Raw genomic sequence first — 24714 nt, 5'->3', positions numbered from 1 at the left:
AGGGAAACCTCAAACGCTAGTTTTCGCCCCGGGCTTTATCAAGCTGAAGCTGTGTTTTGATGTTACCGCAGCGGTTCGATAGGGAAGTCCATCGGCTCGGCCCGCACCGGGTTTCGGCTATAGGTGAAGTGCCACCATTCGCCGGCATAACCGGCAAAGCCTTCCTTGGCCATCGCAGCGCTCAGCCGTTGGCGATTCTGCCGTGCCGCCTGACTGATGTTGGGGCTGTTGGTATGGGCCATTTCGTCGAAGCAATCAAAACCGGTGCCCATGTCCAGGCCGCCATCCGGCAGGCGTCGTCCGTACCCGGCCGCGCAATCCACCGCCGCGGTGTCGGCGCTCCAGGCCTGGGCTGGCCGTGCATCGGGGCCGGTCAGGGTCACGTCGACTGCCGCGCCCCGGGAATGGTTGGAAACCTTCGCCACATAGCCCAGGCGCCAGAAATCCTGCTTGTTCACCCGGGGATAGAACTCGGCCTTGGCCGGATCGCCCGGCAGGCTGGCGAAGCGGCCCATGTTCGCCACGGCACGGCTGGGGCGATAGCAGTCGAATACCTTCAAGCCGTAACCCTGCCTGGCCAACTCGGCCTGGACCCGCACCAGGGCCTTTGCCGCGTCGGCAGACAGCACGCATTCGGCGGCGTTGTAGCCGTCCAGCGGTGCTCCGGTGAAGTTGTGGGGGCTGGCGTAGCGAATGTCCTGGGCGATGCTCGGGTCGAGGCTTCGCAGGTAAACCATGTTGGCTGGCATTGGCGTGTCTGCCGCTGCCGGCGCGGCGAGCACCAGGAGGCTCAGGACGGCAACTGCGGGGAAAGAGTAGGGCATGGGCGGCCGGGCTCGGGCGGTGGCTTAAGCGCGCCACACTAGCAATGCCCGGCCCTTGCCGCCAGTGCTAGGGCGCGGTGCCGGGCACAAACGCCACACTGCCGCCGTCACGTTTGTGGAACAACCGTTCGCCATTGTCCGGCTGGGTCGTGATGACCTGATGATCGTTGCCCAGATAGGCCAGCGGCGTCGGGTCATCCTTGGTGTACTGCGTGACAATAATCGTGCGCTTGGGATCAAAGGTGCGGCCGCTGGTTTTTTCCAGCCAGGCCATGAACGCCGCACTGTCGCCCTGGCGCGGAAAATCCTGGGTTTCGGCCACGTAGTAGAACGGCGCCCCGTGATTTTGCAGGTACATCGGCACCTTGTTATCGACTTCCACCATTACCATCTGCCACTGATTCCACGGTGCGCTTTTCTCCGCCTGTACTTGCACGTCGGCAGCGAAACGGGTCACGCCGCCGTTGCCATTGGTCCACGGATACACCACCCCGAGCACCAGCAGCATCACCCCGGCGGCGATGCCGAACCCCCGGTACCAGCCGCGCCCGACCGTGCCGTTGCGGGCGATACGCTCACTGACCCACCACGCCGCCAGCAGCTGCGCGAACGGCACCAGTGGCAGCACGTAGTAACTGCGCCGGCTGCCGCTGGCGGTAAAGAACACAAACAGCAGGCCCAGGCCCCACACCAGCCAGCGGGTGTTGGGCGGGGTGTCGCGCCAATGCCGCACGGCGAGCCACAGGCCGAGGATCCAGCACGGGGCCCAGGGCAAGGTGTAGGCCGGGAGGTAGATCAGGTAGGTGTAGATCGGTCCCATATGGTCAAACGGGTCGAAGAAGCGCACCACGTTTTCCCGGAACACCAGTTCCAGGCCGCTTTCACCGTAGGTCGGTGCGCCGTAGAGATGGGACAGTACAAACGGAATCGCATAGAACGCCCCGGCGATAACCACGGCCAACACCAGCCGCAGGTTGAGATGACGCTTGTAGCGCTGTTCGCTGAGCAGGTGCGGCAACAGCACCAGGCCCGGCAGTACAAAGCCGATCAGCCCCTTGAACAGCGACGTCGCGGCCAACAACAGGAAGAACACTGTGTAGCGCCCCAGGCGCGTGTCGTCCGGCCCGCGCCAATACCACCAAACCGCCGCCAGCACCCCGCACACGGTCAGCACGTCCGCCGTGGCCACTCGGGCCCAGAAGATGAAGTAGAAGGTGGTCGCGAGCATCCAGCCGGCAATCAGGCCGGTGCCTTTGCGAAATAGCCGCTCGCCGATCAGGTAGACCAACCAGATGCTCAGCCACGCCGAGATGACCGAAGACAGGCGCAACGACCACGGCCCCAGGCCGCCCATCAGGTTGGCAAAACCGGTGATCAGCCAATACGACGGCAGGGGTTTGTCGTAGTACGGGGTGCCCTTGAGGTACGGGTCAAAGTAGTCGCCGCTTTGCAGCATCTGCAGGGTGATGTTCGCCCAGCGGGTTTCCGGGCCCCACAGGTCGCGGGCGCCCAGGCCCAGCAGCAGGATTACGGCGGACACGCCAAGGAGCAACAGCAGGGCGCCGCGGTCGGTTTTCCAAAAATTCATGGAGCAGTTCCGATGTGGGATGAGCGTTGAATGGGTCACCCCACATTAATGCGGCTGTGTTACGGCAATGGCGGGTAAATGATGATCTCCAGATCGCCCTTGTAATAACGCTTGCCCCCCAGCGGCAGCTGGCCGGCTTCGCGCATTTCGCTGGTGCTCCTGACCCGCATCATCACGCCCACCGGGCCCTGCTGGCGCGCCTGCTTGAGCCAGGCTTGAACGCTGTCCAGATCCACCTTGCGGTGCATCGAGTCAGCGTATTGCAGGCCATAGCGCAGTTCGCCTTCAGTGTTGTAGAGCGTCACTTCGGGCCGGCGCAGGCGCCATGCCAAGGCAGACGCCGACTCCAGTTCGTTGCTCAGCAGCGCATGGGTCTGTTGCAGCTCCTCCAGGTGCTGGAGCACGAACTGGTCAGGCATCTGGTTATCTTCGATCACCGCCGGCATGCCGGCGGGCAACAGCGCCACCAGCAGGCCAATGCCCAAGGCCGGCATCGCCCACAGCACCAGCGGGCGGAACGCTTGCAGCAGGTTGGCGAGCATCCAGCCCATCAGCACGATGAACGTCAGGGACAGGTTGAACATCTCGCTGTGGCTGTTGCCGTACAACGGCCGGTCGATTTGCAGGTAGATCAGCGTCACCATCGCCGCGAGGCCGATGCCCAGGTTGAGCAGGCCATTGACGCGCAGCGTGCGGGTGCGGGCGTTGGCCAGCAGGTCGATCAACGCATGGCCCATCAGCAGCGCCAGCGGCAGCAGGCACGGCATGATGTAGGTCGGCAACTTGCCGTTGCTCAGGCTGAAAAAGCCCAGGGGCAGCAGCATCCACAGCGCGAGGAAGACGATGGCGGGTTGGCCTTTGTCCTTCCAGGCCTTGCATAGCGTTGCTGGCAGCAGCGCCGCCCACGGCAGGCAGGACACCACCATCAGCGGCAGGTAGAACCACCACGGCCGCGCATGTTGGGCGTTGTCGGAGGCAAACCGGCGAATGTGTTCGTGCCAGAAAAAGAAGCGCCAGAAGTCCGGCTCCTGCAGGTGGACCGTCAGCGCCCAGGGCAGGCACACCACGACCGCCGTCAGAATCGCCAGCGGGCCGTAGCGCAGCAGCTCGCCCAGGCGGCGCTGCCAGAGCATGTAAGGCAGGGCGATCAGTACCGGCAGCAGCCACGCAAGGAAGCCCTTGGTCATGAAGCCCATGCCGCAGGCCACACCCAATAAAGTCCAACTGGCGAGGCGGGTACGTGGGTTGGCACTGTCGAGGGCAAACCACAGGGCCACGAGGCTCAGGTTGACCCAGAAGGTGAATTGCGGATCCAGGTTGGAGTAACCCGCTTGCCCGGCCACCAGGCCGAAGCTCATATACAGCAGCGCGCAGGCAAAACTCTTGCGCGGGTCGCTCCACAGCCGGCGGGCGATCAGATAGGCGAGCATCACGCTCAAGCCGGTGGTCAGCGCGGAGGCGATGCGTACGCCGAACAGGTTGTCACCGAATATCGCCTGGCCCAACGCGATCAACCAGTAACCGGCGGCGGGTTTTTCGAAGTAGCGCACGCCCATGAAGTGCGGTGATACCCAGTTGCCGCTCATGATCATTTCCTGGCTGATCTGGGCGTAGCGGGTTTCGTCGGGAATCCACAGGCCGTGCAGGCCCAGCGGCAACAAATAGAACATCACGAATGCCAGTAGCAATACGGGCAATGGTTTAAGGCGGGTCATGAATATTGCACTCTCAAGCGGTATTGACGGCGGATCAGCGCGAGCACTGGAACAGCCATGCGCGAGGGGTGAAGCGTGGTCGTGGTCGGGTAAACATCCGGCACAGAACGTTATTCCTTAAACAGTCTGTTAGTGGGCGCGAAACGGAGTGTCCATGCGCCCTGGTTAAGTTCGTTAAACGTGTGGCGTCCAATGAGGCATCGAACATCATCGTCATGGTGTTAACGTGTGAAAAGTTAGCGAGCTAAGAGTTTTCTGGAAAAAACGCCTATTAAAAATAGGTAGAAGATGCCATGGCATGGCTGTCTTTTTGCTGAACGAACTTGAGTGATTAAATGTAAAGAAGTGTTCTAAAGTTGTTTAAGTGCGGCCGCCCAGTCCTTGCTGTTCATAATGCCCAGCGCCTTGAACTTGCCATTGGGCAGAAGCTTTACAAACAATGCACTGCCGTATTCGGCATGTACAGCATGTTCGAAGCCCAGCGCCTCCTCGAAGTCGCTGATGCAGGCGCTATGAGTGACAAGCAGCAAGTTGCGATCAGGCTGTTTATGGGGGCGCAGTTCTTCGCCGATGGCAGGGCCGCAGATGGCCAGCGGGCCAGGTGACAATTCGGTCTTGCCAAACATGAACAGCGAGGTCTGCGCGGTGCGGGTCGTGGGGCTGCTCAGGACGTCAGTGTTTTCCATGCCCAGGGTCTGAAACGCCTTGCCCACAGCGCTGGCGGACAACGTGCCGAGGGTGGTCAGGCCGTCCGCCGGGCCGAGGCAGGGGTTGTTGGAGCGGTCACAGCGCTCTTCATGGCGCACCAGTATTACCAGGTCTCCGTTGCGCCAGGCTTCCAGCACGCCGGAAGTGAGCAGGCGATGGCCCACGCCCAGGTCAAGCGGCGATCTTGGCCACCAGATAAATGCTGTTAGCGCGAGGCTGACCATCACGATACCCGCCACGCCAAGCCATAGCTTGTTCAACTGTTTTAAAAACGCCCAGCGCGAGCGAGACTTGCTTAGAGTCAGGTCAACCACACTATTCACCATTGGTAACTTCCAGGCGTAATCCGGTAACTGCCAGCAGCAAGTTAGGCAGGGCGCCAAGTGAAGAGCGCTTAGGCAGGAATGTGCAAAAGCGTGTCACAGGGGCGCTGTCTTTTTGCTGAACATACCGATATAAAAATTTGTTCACTTGCACTGCAAGGCTTGAAAATAATCAGCCTGTTATCTGTTCGTGGGCGGCAATTTAAAGTGCGGCAGGTGGCCGCCGGGTGAAATCAATGTGAAAAATTTGCAGGGGGTCATGGGTCGCTCCTTTTGCCCATGGTTGTGACATAAAAATGTGACAACCGTTATTCTCCGGCTTAAGTCCAGAAGCGTATGGGGAAGGGTGATGCTGCAGGTACAAGGGGTATTCAAGCGTTACGGCACGCCGCAGGGGCCGCTGGCTGTACTGGCGGGTGTCGACCTTTACCTGGGGGAGCGCAGCAGCCTGGCGTTGATGGGGGAATCCGGCAGTGGCAAAAGCACGCTGCTGCATCTGGTGGCCGGGCTCGACCAGGTCGACCGTGGCAGCATCCAGGTCGGCGATCAGCGCCTGGACCAAATGAGCGAAGCGCAGTTGGCCCACTGGCGCCGCACCGAGATCGGCCTGGTGTTCCAGCAGTTCAACCTGATCGGCAGCCTGCGAGTCGAAGACAACCTGGCATTCCAGGCGCGCCTGGCCGGGCGCCTCGATCCGGCATGGCAAGCACAGCTTGTGGAACGCCTGGGCCTGGGAGACTTGCTCAAGCGTTACCCCGAACAACTGTCCGGCGGCCAGCAGCAACGGGTGGCGGTGGGGCGAGCCCTGGCGTCGCGGCCCGGCTTGTTGCTGGCGGACGAACCCACCGGCAACCTCGACGAAGCCACCAGCGATGAAGTGCTGCAACTGCTGCTGGACCTGCTGCGGGACAGCCCTACCAGCTTGTTGATGGTGACTCACAGCCCGCGTATCGCCGCGCGCCTGGACCAGCAGGTGGTGTTGCACCGCGGCCAGGTACTTGCCGCGGACGCCCGCTGAAATGCGTGTCTTCTATTGGACGCTGCGCGCGTTGCTCAGCCATTGGCGTCGCCACCCGGTGCAGTTTTTCAGCGTGCTCACCGGTTTGTGGCTGGCCACCGCGCTGTTGACCGGCGTGCAAGCCCTCAACAGCCAGGCGCGGGACAGCTACGCCCGCGCCAGCCAACTGATCGGTGGCGAACCCCAGGCCAGCCTCGGTGCGCCGGACGGTGCCAGTTTCCCCCAGGCGCTGTTCGCCGACCTGCGCCGCGCCGGGTGGCCGGTGTCGCCGGTGGTGCAGGGCCGCGTGACGCTCAAGGGGCATGAAGACCAGCGCTTGCAAGTGATGGGCATCGACCCGGTGTCGTTGCCTGGCGGTGGCGCGGTGGCCGGGCAGACCCTGGACCGGGCGCAGATGGTCGCGTTCTTCAACCCGCCGGGACGTACCTGGATTGCACCGCAAACCTTGCAGGCGCTGGGCCTGAAAGAAGGTGATCAGCCGCTGACGGCGGCCGGGCTGGCACTGCCGCCCCTGCATGTACAACCGGACATGGCTCCCGGACTGTTACTGACTGACATTGGCTTCGCCCAACCCCTGCTGGACATGCCTCAACGTTTGTCGCGGCTGTTGCTGGACAAGGCCTTTGCTGCGGCTCATCCCGCCTTGCCGCCCGAATTGGGCGCGCAACTGCAACTCAAGCAGGCCGAAGAAAACAACCTCGCACGCCTCACTGAAAGCTTCCACCTGAACCTCGATGCACTGGGCTTTTTGTCCTTCGTCGTGGGGCTGTTTATCGTGCACGCCGCCATCGGCCTGGCCCTGGAACAACGGCGCGGCCTGCTGCGAACCTTGCGTGCGTGCGGGGTCAGCGCGCGGATGCTGATCCTCAGCCTGGCGGTCGAACTCGGTGGCATGGCCATGCTCGGCGGCCTGGTGGGCGTGGCCAGCGGGTACTTGCTCGCCAGCCTGTTGCTGCCGGACGTGGCCGCCAGTTTGCGCGGCTTGTACGGAGCCGAGGTGCCCGGCCAACTGAGCCTTAGCCCGCTGTGGTGGCTCAGTGGCCTGGGCCTGGGTTTGCTCGGCGCATTGCTCGCCGGGGCCAGCAGTTTATGGCGCGCGGCGCGTTTGCCATTGTTGGCGTTGGCCAATGCCCAGGCCTGGCATCAGGCGCATGGGCGCTGGCTTCGGCGTCAGGGCTGGGTGGCAGGCGCTGCCTTATTGATCGCGCTGCTGGCGCTGGTGTTTGGTGACAGCCTGGCCAGTGGGTTTGTCTTGATGGCGGCCTTGTTGCTGGGCGCGGCGTTGGGCTTACCGGTGGTGCTCAATGGCGTACTCAAGACGGTGTTGGGGCGCAGCCGTTCGGTGTTGGGGCAATGGTTTCTCGCCGATTGCCGCCAGCAGTTGCCGGCCCTGAGCCTGGCGCTGATGGCCTTGCTGCTGGCGTTGGCCGCCAACATCGGTGCGGGTTCGATGACATCGGGCTTTCGCCACACCTTCAACAACTGGCTGGAACAACGCCTGACCGCCGAGCTGTACCTCAACCCGCAAAACCCGGCCCAGGCCGACGCGCTGCAAATCTGGCTGGTGCAGCAGCCACTGGTGCAGGCGGTACTGCCCACCTGGCAGGTCGCGGTGCAGTTGCAAGGTTGGCCGGCGGAGCTGTTCGGCGTGGTCGACGACCCTACTTATCGCGAGCATTGGCCGTTGCTGGAAGCGGCGACGGACCCATGGGGCCAGTTGCTGCAGGACGACACCCTGATGCTCAGCGAGCAAATGGCACGCAGGCTCAAGGTGCGGCTGGGCGATGTCATCAACATTCCCACGCCTGAAGGTCCATGGTCGCCCAAGGTGGTGGGGATTTACGCCGATTACGGCAACCCCAAAGGCCATCTGCTGGTGAACTCGCGGCACCTGTTGCAGCACTGGCCGGGATTATCACCGGCACGTTTCAACCTGCGGGTACTGCCCGGCAATGTACCGCTACTGGTGCGTGAAGTGCAGAACCGGTTCGCCCTGGAAGACAGCCGCATCGTCGATCAGCAGCAGCTCAAGGGTTGGTCGAGCCAGGTCTTCGAACGGACTTTTGCCGCCACCGCCGCCCTCAACAGCCTGACCCTGGGAGTAGCCGGCGTGGCGTTGTTCATCAGCCTGCTGACCCAAAGTCAAAGCCGCCTCGGCCAGTTGGCGCCGTTGTGGGCGCTGGGCGTGACGCGCCGCCAATTGATGCTGCTCAACCTCGGCCAAACCTGGCTGCTGGCGGTGCTGACTCTAATACTGGCATTGCCGTTGGGCTTGCTGCTGGCGTGGTGCCTGGATGTAGTGATCAACGTCCAGGCCTTCGGCTGGCGCCTGCCGTTGCAGGTATTTCCGTGGCAACTGGCGCAACTGCTGGGGCTGGCGATGTTGGCCACCTTGCTGGCGTCGGCCTGGCCGCTGTGGCAGTTGTACCGCAGTCGCCCGGCGGATTTGTTGAGGACCTTTGCCAATGAAGATTAAGTGCCTGCTTTGGGCGACCTTCCTGCTGCTCGGCGCCTGCGACAAACCGCCAGCGCCTGAAGCAAGCTTCGCCGGGCTGGGCAGCCAGGCGGCGGACTTTGCCCAAGTGGTGCCCGGCAAAGTCTTCAGCTTTCCCGAGGACCACGGCCCCCATGACGGCTATCGCATCGAATGGTGGTACCTCACCGCCAATCTCAAGGATGCCGAGGGCAATGCCTATGGCGTGCAATGGACGCTGTTTCGCAACGCACTCAAGGCCGGGCCGACGCAACCGGGCTGGCACGACTCGACGATCTGGCTCGGCCACGCCGCCGTCACCTCGGCCACCCGCCATTACGCCGCCGAACGCTATGCCCGTGGCGGCGTGGGGCAGGCGGGCGCCCAGGCGGTGCCATTCACTGCCTGGATCGATGACTGGAATTTCGCCACCCGCCCCGGTGCTGCCAGCCCCCTGGCGGACATGCAGTTGAAGGCCGCCGGCGAGCATTTCAACTACGACCTGCACCTGACCTCCAGCCGCCCATTGGTGCTCCAGGGCGATAACGGCTACAGCCGCAAGTCCGACCAGGGCCAGGCGTCGTACTACTACAGCCAGCCGTTTTTCCAGGCGGATGGCCGCGTGACCATCGATGGAAAACCTTATCAAGTCACCGGCACCGCCTGGCTCGACCGCGAATGGAGCAGCCAGCCCCTGACCGCCAGCCAGACCGGCTGGGACTGGTTCTCCCTGCACCTGGACAGCGGCGAGCAGCTGATGCTGTTTCGGGTGCGGCAGACAGACGGACCGTCGTACCTGACTGGCACCTGGATCGACAAGGATGGCCACACACAGACCCTGCACAACCAGGATATTCAACTGACGCTACTGGGCACGACCGCGATCGATGGGCGCAGCATTCCCACCCAGTGGTCATTGAAAATTCCGGGCAAACATCTGGATATCACCACGGAAGCGGTCAACCCAAAGGCCTGGATGAACCTGAGCATTCCCTACTGGGAAGGGCCGGTGAAATTTCAGGGCGGAGTGGGGTACCTGGAGATGACTGGGTATTAATTGTAAGAATCGGCTTACAAAATACTGGACATATATACAGTAATTAATTAGATTCCATCCCAGGTGACCGGATGTCACCGGTTACCTGAGCTTCAATTTTTTAACTATGGATGGATAAAAAATGAAATCTAAAAAAGCCTTTGTATTGGGCGCGGCCATGATGGCTGCCAGCTTCGTTTCGGCCTTTGCCCTGGCCGAGCAATACCCGTCGCAGAGCAGCGTGCATCTGAGCGAAAAAAGCTTGAGTGCAGCGGTCAAGGGGGCCCTGAAATCCGGTGGCAAGGTGCAGGCCTCCGCGTCTTCGGCGCAGGTACTGGACAAGCTCAAGGCTGCACAAAAAACCAAGACCCTCGGTGTGCCCAAGAAGGCTGCCAGCGTCGCGAAGCCTTCTGAAAGTGTGCAGGTCTCGCTGGCCACCCGGCTGGTAAAACCGGCCAAGGCGCCTGCGGCCCAGGCCGCGTTTATACCGCTGTGCGACAGCCTCGATATTAACGTCGGTTACAGCTATGACGGCTTGCAGAGCGGTGAATCAAAGTGCTTCCACTTTAATGTGCCCGCCAAGGCCAAGGTGCAGATCTACCTCGCCGGCCAGCAGCCGGGGACCGAAATGGCCCTGACGCTGTTCCAGGACGACGGGCAGAACAACCTGACGGCACTGATCACTTCTGATAACCCGGGCAACAGCGACGAAGTCATCAGCGGCATGCTTGAAGCCGGGGACTACTACTGGTTCCTGGAGGCCAAGGTTGCCGACGGTTCGGCCTTCGACTTCGGCGCGATCGTCAACACGGCAATTGACGCCTACGAGCCCAACGACACTGCGGAAACTGCCTTCGCCTTGCCGGACCGCTTGAATTATCTGGCGGGCAACCTCGACAGCCCGGATGACGTTGACTACTTCGATTTCGCCGCCGTACGCGGGCAGGGTGTCAGCCTGTTCCTCGGTGATGACGACAAGGGCGTGCGCAATCAGTGGATCTTCGAGTACTTCAACGGCAGCGCCTGGGTCAACATTCCGGGTGGCTCGACGGCGACCTTTCCGAGCCGGGCGCCAGGCTTTGTCTACAAGGCGCGCGTGCGGGCCAACCCCGCTGAGGCGTGGGATGCCACGTCCGAGTACAAGCTGACGTTCGGTTCGAGTCCGCGCCTGACGGACTCCGATGCGAGGGGCGGAACGGTGACCCGAATCCCGGTGGGCATCGCACCTCTGGCGACCCAGGTTGGTCGTCTCATGACCTGGAGAACCGAATGGAAAGACAGCACTGGCGTACCGTTGGTGGGGGTCACTTCACAGCTCAAGGTCGACAAGCGTTTTGTTCCGGGTCCGGACTTTAACTGGACGGTATTCTCGGACGTCACCGACAGCGCCGGCAAAACATCGGGAAGCGCGGAGTTGGGCGGTTGTGTGGGGGATTACCGTGCCCAGTACTACGACAGCAGCACGGGCGTGAAGTACCTCTGGGACACCTGGTACAACGTCGGCGGCTGGCGCATCGACCTCAAGGAACTGCCGAATGTCGGCGTCGGTGGCGATAACGTTGCCTATGTGAGCCTGGGGCATATCTGCAGCCAGGACATCATTGGCCGATAACGGTCGCACAAGAGCCCTCTGAACTGTAAACGCTCCACTTAGGTGGGGCGTTTTTTATTGGTCTTTTTTTGATTCACGCGCTGGTGGTTCCCAATGCAGGGTGCCGAACAGGTAGTCCATCAGCGGCAGGACGATATTGAAGTTGCGCCCTTGCATCAGTTCACGACGGTGATGGAGGGCGTGCAGGTGATGCATCTGGCGGATCCACGGCAGGCGGGCCAAGGGGTGGTCGGGGTGCAGGTGTTCGCAGGCGTGGAAGAATTCATAGAGCAGATAGCCGAGGATCATGCAGCCGGCGAACAGGCCGGCGACGTTGGGGTTGAGGTGTTTGAGCAGCCACCAGGCGGGGAGGGTAACGGCCAGGCTGTGGAGCAGGATGAGCCAGGCGGGGAACAGGATGACGCGCCAGTCTCGCGGGCTGTCGTAGGTCATGTGGCCAGGGGTGAAGAAGCTGTGGTGGTCGCCGGTGTGGCGGGCGTAGAACAGGCGGGCGAGGGTGTGTTTGTGGTGGCCCAGGTGGCGGTGGACGAGGTAGATGCACAGGTTGAAGAAGATCAGGGTGAGGGGGATGGTCAGCCATTCCAGGGGGTGGATTTGTTGGGTGGTGGACCAGTACAGGGTGATGCAGAGCAGGCCGTAGCCGAGGACGAAACCGGCGTGGAGCCATGGGTTGTAGTGGGGGGTGATGCTTGCGCGGTAGCTGGCGCGGAAGGCCTCGGTGGGGTGGGTCATTGGGGGGCGCTCGGTGTTGTTTTTGTTGGGCGGTGAGCTTAGTTGGGATTGTGGGGGATTGCTTGGCTTCGCGGGGGGGATTCCTGTGTACATATCCATTTCTTCGGTAACGGCGGCTTATGGTTCCGCTCTTACAGCGGGTCACTTTTGGCAAACGCCCCAAAAGTAACCAAAAGGTCTTTGCCCCACCACTCGGTGCCTCGCTTGGGCTCGGCATGCCCGCACTCCGGCCCGATTCCGCGGGCCGCCGCGACGGGCCATCCATGGCCCGGCGCGGCTAAATCGGCTTCCCTGCCGATTTACCCGCTCCACCGTGCCTACTTGCGGCCATCGTGGTTGACGGGGCCCGCAGATCAAGATCACAAGCAGATCAAAAGCAGAGCACAGCGGCCTACCGGCCGGCTTGAGTGTTAAAAGCAAAAACAAAGCTGCTTTTCTGTAGGAGCGAGCTTGCTCGCGAAAAACCTGAGACCGCCGCGTTGAATCAGGATGCCCGTGTCATCGTTAACGACCTTCGCGAGCAAGCCCGCTCCCACATTTGGACCGTGCCCGCTTTAGCTTCTGATTCTGCTGTTGCTGTTGCTGTTGCTTCACCACACTCAAGCCGGCCTGTAGGCCGCTGTGCTGTTGATCTGCTTTTGATCTTGATCTTAGGCGCCCCGTTAAACCACGCTGGCCGAACGTAGGCAGTACGGAGCGGGTAAACCGGCAGGACGCCGGTTTAGCCGCGACGGGGCAGGGACGCCCCGTCGCGGCGGCCCGCGGAGTAATGCCGGAGCTGAGGGCACACCGAGCCCAAGCGAGGTGCCGAGTGGTGGGGCAAGAGCGTTTTGCTTACTTTTGCGCTGTTCAAAAGTGAGCCGCTGTAAGAGCGGAACCCATATCAGCCATCACCCAAATAACGGATATACACCCCAAACCCCGCCTACACCTGCGACAGCAACAAGCCCTCAAACTCAACCTGAACCCGCGCCTGATCACAATGCGCGACATTAAACCGCATAAAATCCCGCAACCCCGGCTCATACCCAAACAACGCCCCCGGCGCCAACACCATCCCGCGTTTCAACCCGGCTTCAGCCAGCCGCTCACCATTAACCCCCGCCGGCAACCGGGCCCAGATAAACATCCCCCCCTCAAACCCCATCGGCAACTCACACCCACAACGCCGCAGCCACTGCTCAACCCGCCCCCCAGCCTCCAGCAGCCGCTGAACCATGCGCTTGCGATGCCTGGCATACCCACCCTCACTCAACAGCCGATACACAATCTGCTCAAACAACTCCGACGTAATCCCACCGCTCATCAACTTCATATTGGTCAGATTCGCCGCCAACTGCGGCGCCGCCACCACATAACTCACCCGCGCATTCGCCGTCAGCACCTTCGAAAACCCCGACAGATACGTCACCTGCTCCAACCCCGCCAACGTCGCCAAACGCGGCGGCGGGTTAGGGTGCAGATCCCCGTAAAGATCATCCTCAACGATATGGCAGCGATACTCCCGGGCCAGCTGCAACAGCCGAAACGCCTGGCTCGGACTAAACGAATGCCCGGTCGGGTTATGCAACACACTGGTGGTCAGGTACAAACTGGGACGATGCTCCGCGAGCAACTGCTCAAGCGCGACAAAATCAAACCCGTCGGGCCGGCGCGCTATCGTCACCACCTTGACCCCATGCAATGCCAGGTTCGCGTGGAAGTTGAAATAACACGGCGCGTCCAGCAACACCGTGTCCCCGGGCCGCGCCAGCAGGCGCATGAGCATGTCCAGGCCTTGCACGGTGTTGGGCGTGGTGATGATCTGCTCCACCTGCACCGACAACCCTTCACCGTGCAGTTTCTGCTGCAACGCCTGGCGCAACGGCAGCAGGCCTGCCGGGGTGCCCAGCCCGGCGATGCGCAACGTGGGAGCACGCACAGCACTGCGCATGGCTTGGCGCAGCACGTCGGAATCCAGCCAGTCTTCCGGCAGGTGGCCGCCGCCGGGGCGCAGGTCGCCTTGGGCCATGGCCAGGGGGCGGCGCAGTACGCTGAGCAGGTCCTGAGGCAGCAAGTCGACCCAGGTGCTGGACGACGGTTGCGCCAGGCTGCTGGCGACAAAGTGCCCGCGACCCTGGCTGGAGGTCAGCAGGTGGCGCCCGCGCAGGCGGTCCAGCGCTTCATTTACGGTGAATTTTCCGACGCCCAGCAAGGTCCCCAGCTCGCGCACCGACGGCAGTTTGCTGCCGGCCGCCAGCTCGCCTTGCTCAATCGCATGGGCCAGGGCATCGACGATCTGCTGCACCTTCGGCGCTCGGTCATGAAAGTGAATCGCAGGAATGGGCATCGCACTGTCCTTAAGTTTGCCGCCAACTTTACCGGTAAAGTCTGCGCCTATTTTCGCAGAGTTTACCTGCCTGTGGCACGACGTGCGCCCTAGACTGCAAACCTTCTTTCCTGCTGTGAACCCCACGCCATGGCCACTGCGCTGACGCTGTCTTCGTTTTTGTATTTTCTGCTGTTGTGCACCACCCTGGCGTTCAGCCCCGGCCCCATGACCTTGTTGTTGCTCAGCCTCGGCTTGAAAGACGGCCTGCGCCGCTCTTTGCCGGCACAGTTCGGTGCGAGTGTTTCCTATCTGGTCTCGATCCTGATCTTTGCCGTGGGCTTTTCCGAACTGATCAAGGACTACCCGCTGATCACCCGGATCATCCAGGTGGTGGGTGTCGCCTACATCCTTTACCTGGCCTACAAGCAATGGACCAGCAGCGGGGTGACGATCACTGCCCACGACGCAACCCCGGGAAATGCCCGCAGCCTGTTCGGCAAAGGCCTGCTGACCGGGCTGTCGAATCCCAAGGCGATCATCCTGTTCAGCGCCGTATTCCCTCAGTTCGCCGCCATTGGCCAGGGCAGTGCGGCCGCTGACATCGCCATACTCGGCCTGACTTTCCTGCTGCTGCAATTCGCCAGCGGCTGCCTGTATTGCTACTTCGGCCAGCGCATCAAGCACGTACTGGAGAACCCCAAGCGCCGGGTGCTGTTGCAACGGGCTACGGCGGTGCTGCTGCTGGGTGTGGCGTTGATGTTGGCCCGGGGCTTTTCCAACTGATGGCCAGCTTATGAGCGGTAGTGGCGATCTGCCGTTGCCCTGATAGACTTCGGGCATTCATCCAGGATCAAGCCAGACCATGCCAGCCGCAGGAGGAAAGGGGCTTTCGCTCGCTTCACGTCTGTACAAGTCGCGCGCCCTGGGATTGACCCTCGGGTTTGTCTGCGTGGCCGCCGCCATCTACCCGCTGGACAAACCCGCTTGGGTCTGGGGGGTGATGATCGCCAACGCGTTCATCTGGCCACATGTGGCGTACCAATGGTCGCGGCACTCGAAAAACTCCCTGCGCGCGGAACACCGCAACTTGTTGCTCGACTCGTTCTGCGGCGGGTTCTGGGTCGGCGCCATGCAGTTCAACCCGCTGCCCAGCGTGACCACCTTGTCGATGATGACCATGAACAATGTCGCCATTGGCGGCCCGCGCTTCATGCTCGCCGGGTGGGTGGCCCAGGCGCTGGGTATCGGCGCCTCGCTGCTGGTGTTCACCCCGGCAGTGACGGCCCTGACCAGCGAAGTGCAGCTCTACGCCTGCCTGCCGATCCTGATGCTCTATCCCCTGGCCCTGGGTTGGATCTGCTACCGGCAAGCGATTACCCTGGCCCGGCACAAACGCGAGTTGTTGGCCTTGAGCCGCACCGACAGCCTGTCGGGCCTGCTCAACCACGGCGCCTGGAAAGATCACCTGGAAATCGAGTTCCAGCGCTGTCGCCGTGATCAGCAGGGCGCGGCCATCGCGCTGATCGACATCGATCACTTCAAGACCATCAACGACACCTACGGCCATGTCACCGGCGATATCGTGCTGCGCCAATTGAGCAAAGTGCTGCGCCAGAATCTGCGGGCCACTGACCTGGCCGGGCGTTATGGCGGCGATGAGTTCTGCGTGATCCTGCCGGACATGCCGCTGAACCGTGCCACCGAAGTGATGGATGCCCTGCGCGACCGCTTCAACTCCCTGGCCTACGCACAGGACCCGACCTTGCGCGCCAGCCTGAGCATCGGCCTGGCGCCGTATCGACCGGCCCACGGCGACGCCACCAGTTGGCTGAACGACGCCGACCAGGCGCTGTACGAAGCCAAAAGCAGCGGGCGCAACCGGGTCAGTTCGGTGCAGGGAAGTTGGCTGAGGTCGATCTGAGGATCAACAAATTGTTTTTTGTCAGGTAGGGTGGAGGGCTACCTCCCAACAAAAAACAAGGATCGGTTCATGCTCTTCAACTTCCCGCGTACCTTGCTGGCAGCCACCCTGGCGCTGTCGTTCGCCATGCCGGCCTTCAGCGCCGAGCCCCACAAACAGATCGAGGCCGATTCCGAGCAGTACAAGGCCGATGCCTTGAAACTGCTGGAGCGTCTGGTGAATATTGATTCAGGCTCCGGCTACGAGCCGGGCCTGACCCAAGTGCGTGACATCGCTGTCGACGAGCTCAAACAACTGGGTTTCAGCATCCAGCTGGTGCCGGATGCTGCGGCCCATAACAGCCATGTCATCGCCACCCTCAAAGGCACCGGCAAGGCCAAGATCCTGCTGATGGCCCACATGGACACGGTGTTTAAGGAAGGTTCGGCGGCCGCGCGGCCGTTCCACATCAAGGACGGTCGTGCCTATGGCCCGGGCGTAATGGATGACAAAGGGGGCATTGTCGCCGGCATCTACGCCTTGAAAGTCCTGAAAAACCAGGGCTTCAAGGACTACGCGCAAATCACTTTCCTGCTGGACGCCAGCGAAGAAACCGGCACCGATGGCGCTTCCGAGCTGATCCGCAACACCGCCAAGGGCCACGACGTGACCCTCAACCTGGAACCGGGTCGCCCGGCGGATGGCCTGGTGGTGTGGCGCAAAGGCAGCGCCACTGCGGTGGTCGAGGTCAAGGGCAAGGCCGCCCACGCCGGCGTCGCTCCGGAACTGGGCCGCAATGCCGCGATGGAAGCGGCGCACCAGATCTTGCAACTGGGCAAGCTGGGGGATGCCGAGAAGAAAACCACCATCAACTTCACCGTGATCAACTCCGGCGACCGGGTCAATGTGATCCCGGACCAGGCCACCGCCAAGGCGGACGTGCGGGCGGCGTTGCCGGAAGAGTTTGATCGGATCGAGAAGGACCTGGCGCGAGTCTCGGCCAACAAGCTGATCCCCGAGACTGAAGTGACCACCAGCCTGAAACGTGGCCTGCCACCAATGCCGCAGACGCCGGAGTCGGACAAGCTGGTGGCAATCGCCCAGGGGATTTATGGCGAACTGGGACGCAAGCTGACCATTGAAGGCAGCGGCGGGGCCGCGGATGCCAGCTTGTCGGCTGGCGTGGGTACGCCGACCCTGGACGGGTTCGGGATTGTTGGGGGCAATATTCATACGCCGGAGGAATATGCCGAGGTGGAGAGTGTGGCGCCGCGGATTTATTTGCTGAGCCGGATGATTATGGAGCTTTCCAAGCGCTGACTTAAAAACGCCACACCTCTAAATGTGGGAGCGGGCTTGCTCGCGAATGCGGTCTATCAGTCGACATCTGCTTGTCTGGTACACCGCTTTCGCGAGCAAGCCCGCTCCCACACAAGCCCGCTCCCACATGGGTTCTGTGGTGTTAGTGAGGTCAGGTTGCGATCACCGCCTCCCGCGTCTTCTCCCGCCCCAACACCAAACTGCACAGCGCCGGCAAGAACAGCAACGTCAACACCGTCCCCACCAACACCCCGCCAATCAGCACATACGCCAGCGACGACCAGAACACCGACAACGTCAGCGGAATAAACGCCAACGCCGCCGCCAGCGCTGTCAGGATCACCGGCCGTGCCCGGCGCACCGTGGCCTCGATGATCGCTTCACGAATCACCATGCCCTGGTCCTGGTTCTGCCGAATCTGGTCGGTGAAGATCAGCGTATTGCGCATCAAGATCCCGCCAATCCCGATCAGCCCCAATATCGCGTTGAACCCGAACGGCTGGTTGAACAGCAGCAACGTCGGCACCGCCCCGATCAGCCCCAGTGGCGCGGTGGCGAACACCATGAACATCACCCCGAACGAACGCACCTGGAACATGATCACGGTCAACGTCAGCAGGATCATGATCGGGAACAGCGCCGCCAGGGCGACGTTGGCCTTAGCGCTTTCTTCCACCGGGCCGCCGATGACGATTTGATAACCGGCCGGCAGCTTGGCGATCAAGGGCTGCAGATCCTTGTACACCGCCATTTCCACATCCGGCGGCTGGGTGCCGTCGACGATGTCGGCGCGCACTTCCACGGTCAGCGCACGGTTGCGGCGCTTGAGGATCGGTTCTTCCATCACCGCCTGGAAATGCCCGACCTGGGCCAATGGCACCGACACGCCGGCGCTGTTGGTCAGGGTCATGTTGTCCAGGTTGCCGAGGTCTTCGCGCTGGCTGCCCTGGGAGCGGGCGACCACTGAAACGGTGCGGTTGCCTTCGCGTACTTCGGTGATCGGGTTGCCGCTGAGCAACGCATTGAGTTGGGATTTCACCCCGTCGGGGGTAAAGCCCAGCAGGCGCAGGCGGTCCTGATCCAGCACCAGGCGATAGCTGCTGGCGCGCTCGCCCCAGTCGAGGAAGCTGTCGCGGGTGAGGGTGTTGGCGGCGACCACTTGGCGCACGTCTTCAGACAGGCTGCGCAGCACATTCAGGTCGGGACCGGACACGCGAAACACCACCGGGAACGGCACCGGCGGGCCGAACACCAACTGGGTGACCCGCACCCGCGCCGATGGAAATTCGCCTGCCGCGATGCGTTGATCCATGCGTTTTTTCAGGGCGTCCCGGGCGTGGGCGTCGGCGGTCTGCACGATCAGCTTGGCGAAGGCCGGGTCTGGCAACTCGGGGTTCAGCGACAGGAAAAACCGCGGCGCACCACCGCCGACGTAGGTGTCGACCATCACGGTTTGCGGCTCCTCCATCAGCGCTTTTTCCACCTGCGCCGCTACCGCTTCGGTGCTTTTGAAGGCGCTGCCCGGCGGCATGTACACCTCAAGAATCAGCTCGGAACGGTCGGAGTTGGGAAAGAACTGCTTCTTCACCACGCCCATGCCAAGGCCACACAGCACAAAGGCGGCCACCACCAGCCCGGTCACCAGCCAGCGTCTGCGCACGCAAGCGTCCACCAGGCGGCGCAGTTTCTGGTAATAACGCCCGGCATAAATCGCATCGTGGCCGCCGGCAACCGGCTGGATGTGCGGCAGCAGCTTGACCCCCAGGTACGGCGTGAACACCACCGCCACCAGCCACGAAGCGATCAGCGCAAAGCCGACGATCCAGAAGATATTCCCGGCATATTCCCCGGCGCCCGAGCGGGCGAAACCCACCGGCAGGAAGCCGATAATCGTCACCAGCGTGCCCGTGAGCATCGGCGCGGCGGTGGAGCTCCAGGCAAACGTGGCCGCATGAATCCGGTCAAAACCTTCTTCGAGTTTGACCACCATCATCTCAATCGCAATGATCGCGTCGTCCACCAGCAGGCCGAGGGAAATGATCAGCGCGCCCAGGGTCACCCGGTCGAATTCACGGCCGGTCATCAGCATGATTACAAATACGATCGACAGGGTCAGCGGCACGGCGGCCGCCACCACCAGCCCGACCCGGAACCCCAACGCCAGCAGGCTGATGATCATCACCACTGCCAGGGCAACGAAGAACTTCAGCATGAACTCGTTGACCGCCAGGCTGATGTTTTTCGCCTGGTCGGAGACCTTGGCAAAGTTGACCCCCAGGGGCAGGTCGGCCTGGATTTTCGCTTCCTGGGCCTTGAGGGCCTTGTCCAGTTCCAGGCCGTTCCAGTGCTTCTCCATGATCACGCCAAGCATCAGCGACGGGTCGCCCTGATGGCGGATGCGGTAGCTGGGCGGGTCTTCATAGCCCCGGCTGACGGTGGCCACATCGGCGATGCGCAGCAGCTTGCCGTTGGCTTCCAGCGGGACGTTTTCGATCAGCGCCAGGCTGTCGAAGGCGCCATCGATACGGATATAGGCACGTGCCCCGGCAGTCTCGACAAAGCCTGAAGGCGCCACGGCGTTCTGGGCGGCGAGGGCGGCGAAGATCTGTTCGGGCTTGATGCCCAACGTGGCCAGGCGCTCATAGGAAAACTCGACAAAGATCCGCTGCGCCTGCTCGCCAAGAATATTGACCTTCTTCACCCCCGGCAGGTTGAGCAGGCCTTGGCGCATGTCCTCGGCCATCTGTACCAATTGCCGGTGTGGCAGGTGTTCGGCCTCCAGCGCGTACAGGGAAAAGTACACGTCGGAGTATTCATCGTTGAAGAACGGCCCGATCACGCCCTTGGGCAACTTCGCGGCTTCGTCGCTGAGCTTTTTGCGGGTCTGGTAGAACAGGTCCTGGATCTCGCTGGGGCGCGTGGACTCCAGGTACGTCATGCGCATCGAGACAAAACCCGGCTGGGCGATGGTTTCGACGCGGTCGTAGTAGTCCAGCTCCTGCAGGCGTTTTTCCAGGCGGTCGGCCACTTGTTCCTGCATTTCCTGGGCGGTAGCGCCGGGCCAGGCGGCGGTGATGGTCATGACCTTGACGGTGAACGAAGGGTCTTCGGCGCGCCCCAGTTTGCCAAAGGCAAAGACCCCGGCGGCGAGGATCGCGATGATCAGGAACAGCGTGACCGCGCGATGTTTGACCGCCAGTTCGGAGAGGTTGATCCCGCGCATTATCAGTGTTCCTGCTGACGGTTGAGGGCCAATACCTGGGCCGGCAACAGGCGTACCGCGTCACCGCTGTGCAGCAGGTGCGCGCCAAGGGCGACGACTACTTGGCCAGGGCTCACGCCGCTGTCCAGCAACGCGTCTTCCTGGCCGAGGCTGGCGACTTTGACCGGGGTGAAGCTGACCTTGTCGTCGGCGCCGATCACCCACACACCGGTACCTTTGCCGGCATCCTGCAGTGCGCCAATGGGCACGCGAGTCTGTTGGGCCTGGCCGTCGCCTTGCAGGCGCACGGTGATGGTCGAGCCGAGGGCGAAGCGGTCGACGGGGCCATGCAATACATAGCGCGCACGGTAGGTGCGGGTGGTCGGGTCGGCACTGGCGGACAGCTCGCGCAAGGTGGCTGTCACCGCCTGTTCGGGGGCACCGAAGGGGAAGGCCAGGGCTTTTTGCGAAGCCTGGTCGCGCTGGTTTTCCGGCAGGTTGACGATGGCTTCCCGGGCACCGTCGTGGGCCAGGCGCGCAACCACTTGCCCCTCGGCCACCACTTGGCCGCGGTCCACCCGCACGTCGGTGATGATGCCGTCGCTATCGGCCTTCAGCACCGAGTAGGTGCGGCGATTTTCGATCTGGCTGGCGTCGGATTGCGCGGAGGCCAGTTCGGCTTCGGCCACCCGCAGGTTGGTGGCGGACTGGTCGAAAATCTGCCGCGACACGGCGCCGGTATTCGCCAGGCGCTGGTAGCGGGATTCGTCATCCCGCCGTTGACGCAGTTGCGCCTGGGCCGCATTGACGCGGTTTTTGGCCGAGCGCAGGGCCAGTTCGAAGTCGCCGATATCCAGCACCAGCAAGGTGTCGCCACGGCTGACGTGCTGGCCGGGATCCACCTTGCGCTCGATCACCTTGCCGCTGACGCGGAACCCCAGGTCACTTTCCGTACGTGCAGCCACTACGCCGGTGTAGGCGCTTTGCTGGCTGCCGGCGGCTTCGACCTTGGCGGCGAGCACCGGGCGGGGCAGGGGCGCTTCGGCGACGGGGTCGGCCTTGTTGTTACAGCCGCTGAGTACCGCTAACAGGGCCAGGGGCGTGAGAAGACGCAGGGGAAGAGGGTTCATATCGGGCTCCGTGGGGCGGGTGAGCGTGTTGGGTGATAAAAAATTACACACGTAATATTTAGCGCCATATTATGGCCGAAATATAAATTAATCCAGCCCTCGAACTTCCGTTCCATAGGTAGGACGATCCAGGCCGATTTTGCCGTCTAGCGCCGAATTGGTATCGGACTTAAGGTGTATCCATTACTGGAGACACATATGAAAAAGATCATCGGCCTCTACACCAGCCCGCGCGCCCATTGGGTCGGCGACGGCTTTCCGGTTCGCACCCTGTTTTCCTACGACACCATGGGCAAGCAGATCAGCCCGTTCCTGTTGCTGGATCACGCCGGTCCTGCGGCGTTCACCCCGACCGAGCAACGACGCGGCGTGGGCCAGCATCCCCATCGCGGTTTTGAAACCGTGACCATCGTCTACAAGGGCGAAGTCGAGCACCGCGATTCCACCGGCGCCGGCGGCACCATTGGCCCGGGCGATGTGCAATGGATGACCGCAGCCAAGGGCATCATTCACGAGGAGTTTCACTCCGAAGCGTTCGCCCGCAGTGGTGGCGCCCTGGAAATGGTCCAGTTGTGGGTCAACCTGCCGGCCAAGGACAAAATGACCGATGCCGGTTACCAGACCATCCTCGATGGCGATATCCCGACGCTGCCCCTGGCCGACAACGCCGGCAGCCTGCGCTTGATCGCGGGCGAGTTCGACGGGGTCAAGGGCCCGGCCCGAACCTTCACGCCGATCGACGTGTGGGACATGCGCCTCAACGCCGGCCGTTCGGTGACGCTGGACCTGCACGCCGGGCGCAATACGGCGCTGGTGGTATTGCGCGGCACGGTGCGGATCAACGCGACAGACGTGGCGCGGGAAGGGCAGTTGGCACTGTTTGAGCGCGACGGCACGCAACTGCGGCTTGAGTCCAGCGACGATGCCATGGTGTTGTTGCTCAGCGGCGAACCGATCGACGAGCCCATCGTCGGCCACGGCCCGTTTGTGATGAACACCGAGCAGGAAATCCACCAGGCGTTTGCTGACTATCAGTCCGGGCAATTCGGGCAGATGCAGCGCTAGGGCGCTATACCCTCCAAAGGCATTTCATGCGATCTTCATGGCATTCGCCCTGGAGTCGCCTGGATGCCCTCATTTATCTCCGATCACCCGATGTTTTGTGCGTTGGCGCTGGTGCTGATCGACATTGCCGTATGGCGCCTGATCTCTGCCGATTTCGCCAATTGGAAGCTGGCGGCGCGGCTGGTGATCTTTGCGGTGTTCAGCGCCGTGCTGTTCAACGAAGGCATGAACCCGATGCAGGTCGCGCCGTTTGGCGACAACGTGGCGCTGCACCTGGCGGCGACGGCGTTCCAGATCGGCTGGTGGTTGTTCGCGGCACGCACCCTCACGGTATTGCTCGGCGCGGTGATGATGCAGCGGGTCGGCCACACCGGGCGGCTGTTGCAGGACCTGGTGGGCGCGGTGATCTTCCTGATCGCGATCATAGCAGCCATGGCCTACGTGCTCGACCTGCCGGTCAAGGGCGTGCTGGCCACTTCCGGCGCGGTGGCGATCATCGTCGGCCTGGCGTTGCAAAGCACCTTGAGCGACGTGTTTTCCGGCATCGTCCTCAACACCACCAAGCCCTACCAACTGGATGACTGGATCTCCATCGACGGCATCGAAGGCCGGGTGATCGACATCGACTGGCGTGCCACTCAACTGCAAACCTCCCAGGGCAGCCTGGCGGTGGTGCCCAATTCGTTGGCGGCCAAGGCCAAGATCATCAACTTCTCGCGCCCGGCGGATATGTTTGGCTTGTCGGTCAGCCTGCAGGTCAGCCCCCATGCGCGGCCGCAAACCGTGCTGGATGCGTTGGAGCGGGCGATGCAGGGGTGTCGGCCATTGTTGGCCAAGCCAGCGCCGAGTGTGGCGTTCAAGACGTCGGCCAGTGGTGGGGTGGAGTATGAGATCAGTGGGTTTGTGCCGGCGATGACGCTCAAGCGTGAGGTGCGTAACCAGCTTTATGATTTGGCGTTTCGGCATTTGCAGGCGGCGGGGGTGAGTTTGTTGTCGGCGGCCGAGGGTAATGCGCCGGTGGCGGTTTCCCGGGCTCGGGCGTTGTTGGAGAGTTCGTCTATTTTCTCGACGTTGAGGCAGGAGGAGAAGGAGACGTTCAGCCAGAACATGACGCTGCAGACCTTCCGCGCCGGGGAGATGATTTTGCCGGCCGGGGAGGTGAGTGATCACCTGTTTATCATTGAGTCCGGGGTGATTTCGGTGATGTTGACCAAGGCTGGGCACAAATTTGAAGCCGGGCGGATGGGGCCTGGCGAGGTGATCGGCGAGGCCGGGATTTTGTCGGAGCAGGGTGTGCCTGCGGACTTTTCGGCGAAGACGTTTTGTACGTTGTATCGGATTGAGAAGGAGTATCTGAAGCCTTGTCTGGATGCTCGGCATGACATTAGTGAGGCGATGAAGAGTTTGTTGGATTTCAGGTTGCATGCGGCTCAGAGTTTGACGCAGGAGGCGCCTGTGGTGCCGGTTAAGAAGGGGTTTATGCAGTGGCTGCGGAGTCGGGCCTGAAGGTGTACATATCCGTTGCTGCGGTAACGGCGGCTTATGGTTCCGCTCTTACAGCGGGTCACTTTTGGCAAACGCGGTACGTGTCAATGTATCTGTCGCCTTACTACTGTTTTAGCAAGCCATTGCGGCCCTAGCATCCGGTCGCTCCGGGTTCAGATAAACAGCTTCTGCAAGCTGCCAGTTACGTGTGTTCCCGCTCCAGCGGCTGGGATTAGCCGCTTTAGCGGACTCGTACAGATCCTTGCGGGCTA

Annotated in this window: 17 protein-coding genes; 9 read left to right on the top strand and 8 right to left on the bottom strand. The window is 62.1% G+C overall.

Annotated features, from left to right (window positions below; translation table 11 throughout):
* Positions 1–62: 62 nt before the first annotated feature.
* The 4 genes from AU074_RS17070 to AU074_RS17055 all read right to left on the bottom strand — a co-directional run bounded on the left by AU074_RS17070 (position 63) and on the right by AU074_RS17055 (position 5161).
* Positions 63–749 (bottom strand): M15 family metallopeptidase, encoded by a 687-nt coding sequence (locus AU074_RS17070; RefSeq protein ID WP_083676691.1) that lies wholly within the window; start codon positions 747–749, stop codon positions 63–65.
* A gap of 142 nt (positions 750–891) precedes the next feature.
* Complete coding sequence (locus tag AU074_RS17065; RefSeq protein ID WP_076015714.1) at positions 892–2412, bottom strand: glycosyltransferase family 39 protein; 1521 nt, start codon at positions 2410–2412, stop codon at positions 892–894.
* Between the two features lie 59 nt (positions 2413–2471).
* The gene (gene arnT / locus AU074_RS17060; RefSeq protein ID WP_076015713.1) at positions 2472–4127 is read right to left on the bottom strand and encodes a lipid IV(A) 4-amino-4-deoxy-L-arabinosyltransferase; all 1656 of its coding nucleotides are present in this window, start codon (positions 4125–4127) and stop codon (positions 2472–2474) included.
* 350 nt (positions 4128–4477) lie between these two features.
* Positions 4478–5161, bottom strand: coding sequence for a histidine phosphatase family protein (locus tag AU074_RS17055; RefSeq protein WP_076015712.1), 684 nt, complete (start codon positions 5159–5161; stop codon positions 4478–4480).
* Between the two features lie 346 nt (positions 5162–5507).
* On the opposite strand from AU074_RS17055, the gene AU074_RS17050 reads away from it, so the two are divergent.
* The 4 genes from AU074_RS17050 (at position 5508) to AU074_RS17035 (ending at position 11297) form a co-directional block, all read left to right on the top strand.
* Positions 5508–6176 (top strand): ABC transporter ATP-binding protein, encoded by a 669-nt coding sequence (locus AU074_RS17050; RefSeq protein ID WP_076015711.1) that lies wholly within the window; start codon positions 5508–5510, stop codon positions 6174–6176.
* Position 6177: 1 nt separating this feature from the next.
* Entirely contained in the window at positions 6178–8652 is a 2475-nt protein-coding gene (locus AU074_RS17045; protein ID WP_076015710.1) for an FtsX-like permease family protein, read from the top strand.
* Positions 8642–9706 carry a lipocalin-like domain-containing protein gene (locus AU074_RS17040; RefSeq protein WP_076015709.1) on the top strand — a complete coding sequence of 355 codons (1065 nt, stop codon included), beginning with the start codon at positions 8642–8644 and terminating at the stop codon, positions 9704–9706. Before AU074_RS17045 ends, AU074_RS17040 begins: the two co-directional genes overlap by 11 nt.
* Before the next feature lie 121 nt (positions 9707–9827).
* Complete coding sequence (locus AU074_RS17035) at positions 9828–11297, top strand: PPC domain-containing protein (protein ID WP_076015708.1); 1470 nt, start codon at positions 9828–9830, stop codon at positions 11295–11297.
* A 54-nt stretch (positions 11298–11351) separates the two neighbouring features.
* Here AU074_RS17035 and AU074_RS17030 read toward each other — a convergent pair whose 3' ends face one another.
* Complete coding sequence (locus AU074_RS17030) at positions 11352–12029, bottom strand: sterol desaturase family protein (protein ID WP_076015707.1); 678 nt, start codon at positions 12027–12029, stop codon at positions 11352–11354.
* A gap of 925 nt (positions 12030–12954) precedes the next feature.
* On the bottom strand, positions 12955–14358 hold the full coding sequence (locus AU074_RS17020) for a PLP-dependent aminotransferase family protein (RefSeq protein WP_076015705.1): 1404 nt from the start codon (positions 14356–14358) through the stop codon (positions 12955–12957).
* 129 nt (positions 14359–14487) lie between these two features.
* Between AU074_RS17020 and AU074_RS17015 the strand changes: the two genes are divergently transcribed.
* From AU074_RS17015 to AU074_RS17005, 3 genes are all read left to right on the top strand, one after another.
* Positions 14488–15123, top strand: coding sequence for a LysE family translocator (locus tag AU074_RS17015; protein WP_076015704.1), 636 nt, complete (start codon positions 14488–14490; stop codon positions 15121–15123).
* A gap of 79 nt (positions 15124–15202) precedes the next feature.
* The gene (locus AU074_RS17010) at positions 15203–16261 is read left to right on the top strand and encodes a diguanylate cyclase (RefSeq protein WP_076015703.1); all 1059 of its coding nucleotides are present in this window, start codon (positions 15203–15205) and stop codon (positions 16259–16261) included.
* A 69-nt stretch (positions 16262–16330) separates the two neighbouring features.
* Positions 16331–17560 (top strand): M20/M25/M40 family metallo-hydrolase, encoded by a 1230-nt coding sequence (locus tag AU074_RS17005; protein WP_076015702.1) that lies wholly within the window; start codon positions 16331–16333, stop codon positions 17558–17560.
* Positions 17561–17711: 151 nt separating this feature from the next.
* Here AU074_RS17005 and AU074_RS17000 read toward each other — a convergent pair whose 3' ends face one another.
* Together AU074_RS17000 and AU074_RS16995 are read right to left on the bottom strand one after the other, a co-directional pair.
* Complete coding sequence (locus AU074_RS17000; RefSeq protein WP_076015701.1) at positions 17712–20783, bottom strand: efflux RND transporter permease subunit; 3072 nt, start codon at positions 20781–20783, stop codon at positions 17712–17714.
* 2 nt (positions 20784–20785) lie between these two features.
* Positions 20786–21892, bottom strand: a complete 1107-nt coding sequence (locus AU074_RS16995) for an efflux RND transporter periplasmic adaptor subunit (protein WP_076015700.1) — start codon at positions 21890–21892, stop codon at positions 20786–20788.
* Between the two features lie 198 nt (positions 21893–22090).
* Here AU074_RS16995 and AU074_RS16990 point away from each other — a divergent pair, with 198 nt between their 5' ends.
* Both AU074_RS16990 and AU074_RS16985 read left to right on the top strand, forming a co-directional pair.
* Positions 22091–22957, top strand: a complete 867-nt coding sequence (locus tag AU074_RS16990; protein WP_076015699.1) for a pirin family protein — start codon at positions 22091–22093, stop codon at positions 22955–22957.
* 63 nt (positions 22958–23020) lie between these two features.
* Positions 23021–24463, top strand: a complete 1443-nt coding sequence (locus AU074_RS16985) for a mechanosensitive ion channel domain-containing protein (RefSeq protein WP_076015698.1) — start codon at positions 23021–23023, stop codon at positions 24461–24463.
* The last annotated feature ends 251 nt before the right edge of the window (positions 24464–24714 follow it).

The sequence above is a fragment of the Pseudomonas sp. ATCC PTA-122608 genome (assembly GCF_001952855.1).
Lineage (GTDB): Bacteria > Pseudomonadota > Gammaproteobacteria > Pseudomonadales > Pseudomonadaceae > Aquipseudomonas.
Note: the sequence above shows the minus strand (reverse complement) of the source record. Positions and strands in the feature narration are given on the sequence as shown.